This is a genomic window from Corallococcus exercitus (assembly GCF_003611585.1).
GTDB lineage: Bacteria > Myxococcota > Myxococcia > Myxococcales > Myxococcaceae > Corallococcus > Corallococcus exercitus.
In genome coordinates, this window is sequence record NZ_RAVW01000507.1 from 1 (window position 1) to 6,316 (window position 6,316).

Sequence of the window (6,316 nt, forward strand, 5' to 3'; positions counted from 1 at the left end):
CTGCTGGGGCTGGGGCGGATGGTGGGGCTGACGGACCCCGCGGGCTACCTGGCGCTGGTGAAGGGCTTCTTCGCCCTCGTGGGCACCGCGACGGCGTGGGCCACGTGGCGGCTCGCCCGCGCGTCCGGGGCCTCCACCCTGGCGGCCTCCGGCGGGGCGGCCCTGTTCGCGCTGGCGTCGGTGCCCCTGTACTTCGCCCCGCGGGCCATGAGCGAGAACGCCTCCGCGCTGCCGGTGGTGCTGGGCCTGGCCCTGGCGCTGCCGGCCTCCGCGTCCCGGCGGGCCCTGGTGACGGGGGCGTCCCTGCTGGGGCTGGCGGTGCTGCTGCGGCTGCAGAACGGCGTCTTCTGCGTGGGCCTGCTGGCGGTGCTCCTGGCGCGGCGCCAGTGGCGGCAGGCGGGCGTGGCGCTGGCGGTGCTGTCCGGGTGGGCGCTGGCCTTTGGCCTGTTGGACAAGCTCACCTGGGGCCGGTGGTTCCACTCGGCCATCGTGTACCTGGACTTCAACCTGGTGCAGGGCAAGGCCGCGATGTTCGGCACGGAGGCCTTCGACTACTACCCGCGCATCCTGCGCACGGCGATGCCGGGGCTGTCCGTGCTGGTGGGCGCGCTGGCCCTGCTGGCGCTGCCCCGGGCATGGGGGTTGTCCTTCCTGACGGCCGTCTTCGTGGTCCTGCACGCGTACCAGCCGCACAAGGAGCTGCGCTTCCTGGTGCCGGCGCTGCCCCTGCTGGCGGCGCTGGCGGGCGTGGGGCTGGATTCGGTGCTGCGCGTGCTTCGCGGCTTCCCCGCGCGGGCCACCGTCGCGGTGGCGGTGGTGGCGGCGGCGCTGCTGTCCGGCGCCAGCGCGGGGGCGCTCACCTTCGGCGAGCTGGGCCAGTACGAGCACGTGCGCCCCCAGGACAGCGCGTGGGACGACCAGGGCCCGGTCAACCGGCTGCTGGAGGCCGCGGGCCGGCGCGACGACGTGTGCGGCCTGAAGGTGGAGACGGTCCACCAGGCGTGGACGGGGGGCTACAGCTACTTCCACCGGAAGGTGCCGCTGTATCCCCACAACGGCCCCGGCCGGGGCTCCAACCGCTTCAGCCACGTCATCACCCTGGAAGGCTACGAGGGCGCGGGCACGGCGGTGGCCCGGGAGGGCCGGCTGGTGCTGGTGAAGCTGCCCATCACGGGCTGCACGCCGGACCCCGGCTATTCGTGGCGACTGCCCTGAGAGGGACAGTTCGGCCCCAGAAGCCCCTTCCTGCCCCACCGGCGGGTTGGTAAAGCCAGGGCCATGCCCGAATCCGACTGCCTCTTCTGCAAGATTCGCGATGGCCTCATCCCGGCGAAGGTCGTCTACCAGGACGAGGACTGCCTGGCCTTCGAGGACATCAACCCCCAGGCCCCCACCCACGTGCTGTTCATCCCGCGCAGGCACATCCCCACGGTGAACGACATCACGGCGGAGGACCGGGAGGTGGTGGGCAGCCTCTACATCGGCGCGGCGAAGCTGGCGCGCGAGCGGGGCTTCGCGGACACGGGCTACCGGGTGGTGATGAACACCCAGCGCGACGCGGGCCAGACGGTGTTCCACATCCACCTGCACCTGCTCGCGGGCCGCCCCCTGCACTGGCCGCCGGGCTAGCCTTCCCTCTCCGGACGCCCCGAGTGCGTGACCCACGCCCGGGCGCCCGGTGCTAGCGTTCCCGGGCGCGTGGCCCACCCTTCTTCCCGGGCGGGCCCGCCCGTCATGTTCAGCGCCCAGTCGTCACCCCAGTCCCGCCGCGCCTACTCCCGCCTCGCCCTGCTGCTGGCCTCCGTGGCCGGCGCGGTCAACGCCGTGGGGTTCGTGGCGCTGGGCGCGCATGCGTCCCACATGTCCGGCAACATGGCCACGCTGGGCGAGTCCCTGGCCCAGGGCCGCTGGGACACGGCGCGGCTGCCCGCGCAGCTGATGGGGCTGTTCGTCGCCGGGGCCTTCTGCGCGACGGGGCTGCTGGATGCCTCGCGGCACCGCACGCGGGGGCGGCACGTGGCCGCGCTGCTGTTGGAGGCGCTCGTGCTGGGCGGCGTGGGCGTGGGCATGGCGTCCATGCCGGGTACGCGAGCGCCGGTGCTGCTCTGGGGCATCGCCTTCGCCATGGGGCTGCAGAACGCGCTCGTGACGCGGGTGTCCGGCGCGGTGGTGCGCACCACGCACGTGACGGGGCTGCTCACGGACATCGGCATCCAGCTGGTGCAGATGCTGGCGTGGGTGCGCGACGGCATCCGGGGGGAAGGCGCTCCGGGGCTGTGGCGCCGCGTGAGGGACCTGCCCTCCGCCGTGCAGTTCGAGCGCACGCGGCTGCACCTGGGGCTGGCGCTGGCGTTCCTCGCGGGCTCCACGCTGGGCCCGTTCCTGTTCCTGCGCCACGGGGCGGTGACGCTGGTGCTGCCGTGCGCGGTGCTGGGCGTGCTGGCCGCGCTGGACGTGCGGATGAACGTCAAGCCCGCGCCGTCCCCCGCCGCGCCGTCCCCCTGACGCGCGCGCCTTCGCGTCAGGGCGCGGAGGGCCGGGCCACCGCGGGCGCGTCGATGACGTTCGGGTCCGCCGCGGCGCGGCCCTGGGCCCTGGGGCGCAGGGCCTGGAGCACGCTGCTGCGCTCGTCCGTCCAGACGTAGGCGGGCTCGCCGCGCAGCGCCAGCCGGCGCACGTGCGCGCGGCCGCCGGTGAAGGTGGCGCCCCAGAAGAACTCCGGCTCCGGGCTCAGCAGCATCCACGAGCTCGACACCGTGTCGCCCTGACTGTCCACCGTGACGAGCGCCGCGGCCAGGCCGGAGGCCCGCGCGTGCGCCAGGCTGATGGGCACCAGGTCCAGGTGCTGGTTGCTGATGTGCAGCGCCAGCACGCCGTGGGGCGCCAGGTGCTGGAGGTAGAGCGCCACCGCCTCGCGCGTCAGCAGGTGCACCGGGATGGCATCCGAGCTGAAGACGTCCAGCGCCAGCACGTCGAACTTCCGCGAGCCCTGCTCCAGCTCCCGCTCCAGTGAGATGCGCGCGTCGCCTTCGACGACCTCCACGCGCGCGGGCGTGTCCGTCAGCGTGCTGAAGAAGCCGCCCCTGCCCCGCGCCAGGTCGATGATGACGGGGTTGATTTCGTAGAAGCGCACGTCGTCCCCGGCCGCCAGGAGCGCGGCGCTGTTGCCCACGCCCAGCCCCAGCATGCCCACGTGCAGGCCGGTGGGCAGTCCCTGGGCCTGGCGCCACCGGCGCTGCTCCGTGAGCGCGAGCCCCAGGCCGCTGTCCGGCGTGTAATACGCGGAAGGGAGGCTGCGGCGCTCCGGGCGGATGTACTGCCAGCCGTGGGTGATGGCGCCGTGGCGCAGGGCGTACTGGTGCTGCTTCGGGTCGTTGGGGGACAGCTCCAGCACGCGCACCACGCCGAAGAAGTTGCGCGCGGCGAAGCGCACGCGCTCCTGGTCCGTAACGACGAGCAGCGGCAGGTGCAGCGCCACGCCCACCAGCAGCGTCCCGCGCAGCAGGCGCTGCGTGCGCGCCACCACCGTCTCCTCCTTCGGCCGGCGCATCAGCCCCACGAAGGCCACCGCGCAGCACGCGGCCAGGGCCAGCGGGTGCTCCCAGTAGGTGTTGAAGAGGGCGGGCGCCACCAGGTTGACGAACACGCCGCCCGCCACGCCGCCCACGGACACCCAGAGGTAGAAGGCGCTCAGGTAGCGCGGGGCCGGGCGGCGCCGGTACAGCTCGCCGTGGCACACCATGGCGCCCGTGAAGAGGGCGGACGCGTGGAAGAGCACCTGCCACCCCAGCCCCAGCGCGGGGCCCTCCTTGTGCGCGTACGTCACCAGCACCACGGAGGCGATGAGCGCCACCGAGTACGGCGTGCGCTCGTAGAGGGACTCGCGCGAGAAGGCCAGGATGAAGGTGACCAGGTACACGGCGAGCGGCATCACCCACAGGAAGGGGCCCGCCGCCACGTCCTGGGAGAGCTTGTTCGTCGTGGCCAGGAGCAGCACCGACGCGCACGTGCTCAGCGCCAGCCACGTCAGCGTGCGCCCCACGCCCGGGCGCGGCGCTTCGATGGGAGCATCGGAGAGAGCCTCGGGGAGAGCCCCGGCGGAGGACTCGAGGGGGCTCGCCGCGGGTGCTCGGCGCAGCAGGTCCCGGGCGCAGGCCAGGACGCAGAGGACGAAGAGGACGAAGCCCGCGGCCCAGCCCCACGCCTGCGCGCTCCGGCCCACCCAGGGCTCCACGAGGAACGGGTAGCCCAACAGCGCCAGCAGCGAACCCGCGTTGGAGAGCGCGTAGAGCACGTACGGCGAGCGCTCCGGCCGCGCGCGGGCGAACCACGACTGGAGCAGCGGGCCGGTGGTGCTGAGCACGAAGAAGGGCAGGCCCAGCGTGGCGGCCAGCATCCGCATCAGCCGGAGCACGGGCAGGTGCTCATCCACCGGGCGCCAGCCATCCCCCGGCGCCAGCGGCGAGCCCGTCCACGAGGCCCGCGCCACGAGCGCGCCCAGCGCCACCACCAGCAGGCCCAGGTGCAGGAAGGCCTGCGAGCGCGGGCGCAGCCGGGAGGCCACCGCGTGCGCGTAGGCGTAGCCCGCCAGCAGCACGGCCTGGAAGAACAGCATGCACGCCGTCCACACCGCGGGCGTGCCGCCGTACCACGGCAGCGCGTAGCGGCCCGCCAGGGGCTGGACGCCAAAGAGCAGGAAGGCGCTGGTGAAGATGGCGAGGGCGTAGCGAACCATGCGACCTCGGGAGCGGGGGAAGACGCACGGCGTAGGAATCCCGCGCTCTCGGTGTTTCCCGCCAGGTCGACAGTCTTGTCAACACGGGCACGTCCCGGAGCCCGGCGGGCGACCAGGCAGGCAGCTGCTGGGGTGGGTGGCCCCGGGAAGCGTCGGCCCTAACTTCCCGGACGGACAGGCGCGGAGGTCCTCGCGCCAGAGGGGGAAACCATGAAGGGCATCAAGCGCGTGATGGGGATGGGACTGCTGGTGGGCGGTGCCTTCGCGGCCTGGGGCTGCAACAGCGAGCAGTCTTCGAGGGGCCCCCAGGGGTTCCAGGACCCCGTGCAGCTCCAGCACCGTTCGCAGCCGGCCCCGGCCGGGGACACGGCTGGCAGCGACCTGGGCCACCCGTCCAACGAGGGGGGCGGCGGCAGGCCCTACAACAGCGACAGCAAGGGCGCGCTGGGTGGCGGCACCTCGGCCCCCAACACAATGGAGGGCGAGGCCGCGAACAACTCCGGCTCGCAGACCGGCGGCAGCGGGGAGCTGGGCACGGGGCTCGCGGAGAGCTACCAGGGCACGGGCGGCTCGGGGCGCGACGCGGGCACCGGGATGATGGATGCGGGCACGATGCGCGACGCGGGCACGATGCGTGACGCGGGCACGGGGATGATGGACGCGGGCACGCGGATGGACGCGGGCACGCGGATGGACGCGGGCACGCGGCGTTAGGCGCGCCCACGTGGGAAGCGCCGTCTCGAGACGCTACTCCTGACGGCGCTGCACTTCCCGGAGCTGGCTGTACAGGCTCCGCACTTCCTTGAGGGTCGGCGTCCTGCTGCCGCCCTCGTTGAAGTCCTCCACGAGCGTGCCGTAGCGCTGGCACTGCAGCCCCATGGCCTCGCAGCCGTGGTTCTTCTCGAGCATCAGGAAGAGCGTCCTCGTCTTCGCCCATTCCCGATCCAGCTCGGTGGTCGCACTGGCCTCCTTGGCGCCGCGAGCCGTGGCGGCGCGCTTGCCCGGGCGTGCCGGGGTCGCCTTCTTCACCTCGGGAGTGGGCGACGCGGGGGCGGCAGCCTCCTCCGTCGGCCCACCCGGGGCGAGCAGGTCGTCCGTAGCCTCCATCGGAGCCCCGGCGGGATCTGCGGCCGGAGCGGTCTCGGTGGGGGCCTGCACGGGCTCGGCGGGCGGCGGCGGGGCTTCAGCCGACGCGACGGCGGGCGCCGCAGCCACTTCCTGGGCGGGCGGCGTGCCCTGGGCCGGAGCGGGCGTGGACGGGCGCACCGGAGAGGTCTCCGTCCGCGTGGGCATCTGCTGCACCGGCGTGGGCGGAGGCGGCGTCGACGTGCGCGACTGCTCCAGGCCCACGGCCACGCGCAGTTCGGGGACGAAGTAGAGCCCCGCGCCCACGATGGACAGCGCCACGACCAGCAGCAGCGCGAACACCAGCCCGGAGCGCAGCGCGCCGCCCTTGCCGACCGGCGCCGGCTCACGCCGCGCGGGACGGGGCGGCTCCGAGGCCTCCTGCCTCACCGGCATCGCCTTGCGCCGGGTCGCGTCGTCGCGCGACGAGCGCGAGGTGGACGACTCGTCCGGATC

At 73.9% G+C, this 6,316-nt stretch carries 5 protein-coding genes and 1 pseudogene; 4 read left to right on the forward strand and 2 right to left on the reverse strand.

Annotation, left to right across the window (positions count from 1 at the left end; all coding sequences use genetic code 11):
* From D7W79_RS37115 to D7W79_RS37125, 3 genes are all read left to right on the forward strand, one after another.
* A partial coding sequence (locus D7W79_RS37115) for a glycosyltransferase family protein (RefSeq protein ID WP_120530000.1) occupies positions 1-1,215 on the forward strand: 1,215 nt, incomplete at its 5' end.
* A gap of 63 nt (positions 1,216-1,278) precedes the next feature.
* Positions 1,279-1,629: a histidine triad nucleotide-binding protein gene (locus tag D7W79_RS37120; protein WP_120530001.1), complete on the forward strand. Its 351-nt coding sequence runs from the start codon at positions 1,279-1,281 to the stop codon at positions 1,627-1,629.
* Between the two features lie 69 nt (positions 1,630-1,698).
* Entirely contained in the window at positions 1,699-2,505 is an 807-nt protein-coding gene (locus D7W79_RS37125) for a YoaK family protein (RefSeq protein WP_244222183.1), read from the forward strand.
* A 16-nt stretch (positions 2,506-2,521) separates the two neighbouring features.
* On the opposite strand, the gene D7W79_RS37130 is transcribed toward D7W79_RS37125, so the two are convergent.
* A complete protein-coding gene (locus D7W79_RS37130; RefSeq protein ID WP_120530003.1) occupies positions 2,522-4,735 on the reverse strand; it encodes a fused MFS/spermidine synthase in 2,214 nt (737 codons plus the stop codon).
* A 210-nt stretch (positions 4,736-4,945) separates the two neighbouring features.
* On the opposite strand from D7W79_RS37130, the gene D7W79_RS44030 reads away from it, so the two are divergent.
* A complete protein-coding gene (locus D7W79_RS44030) occupies positions 4,946-5,449 on the forward strand; it encodes a hypothetical protein (RefSeq protein WP_158617148.1) in 504 nt (167 codons plus the stop codon).
* 33 nt (positions 5,450-5,482) lie between these two features.
* On the opposite strand, the pseudogene D7W79_RS44035 reads toward D7W79_RS44030, so the two are convergent.
* Positions 5,483-6,316, reverse strand: a pseudogene (locus tag D7W79_RS44035) (hypothetical protein); the annotation flags it as partial.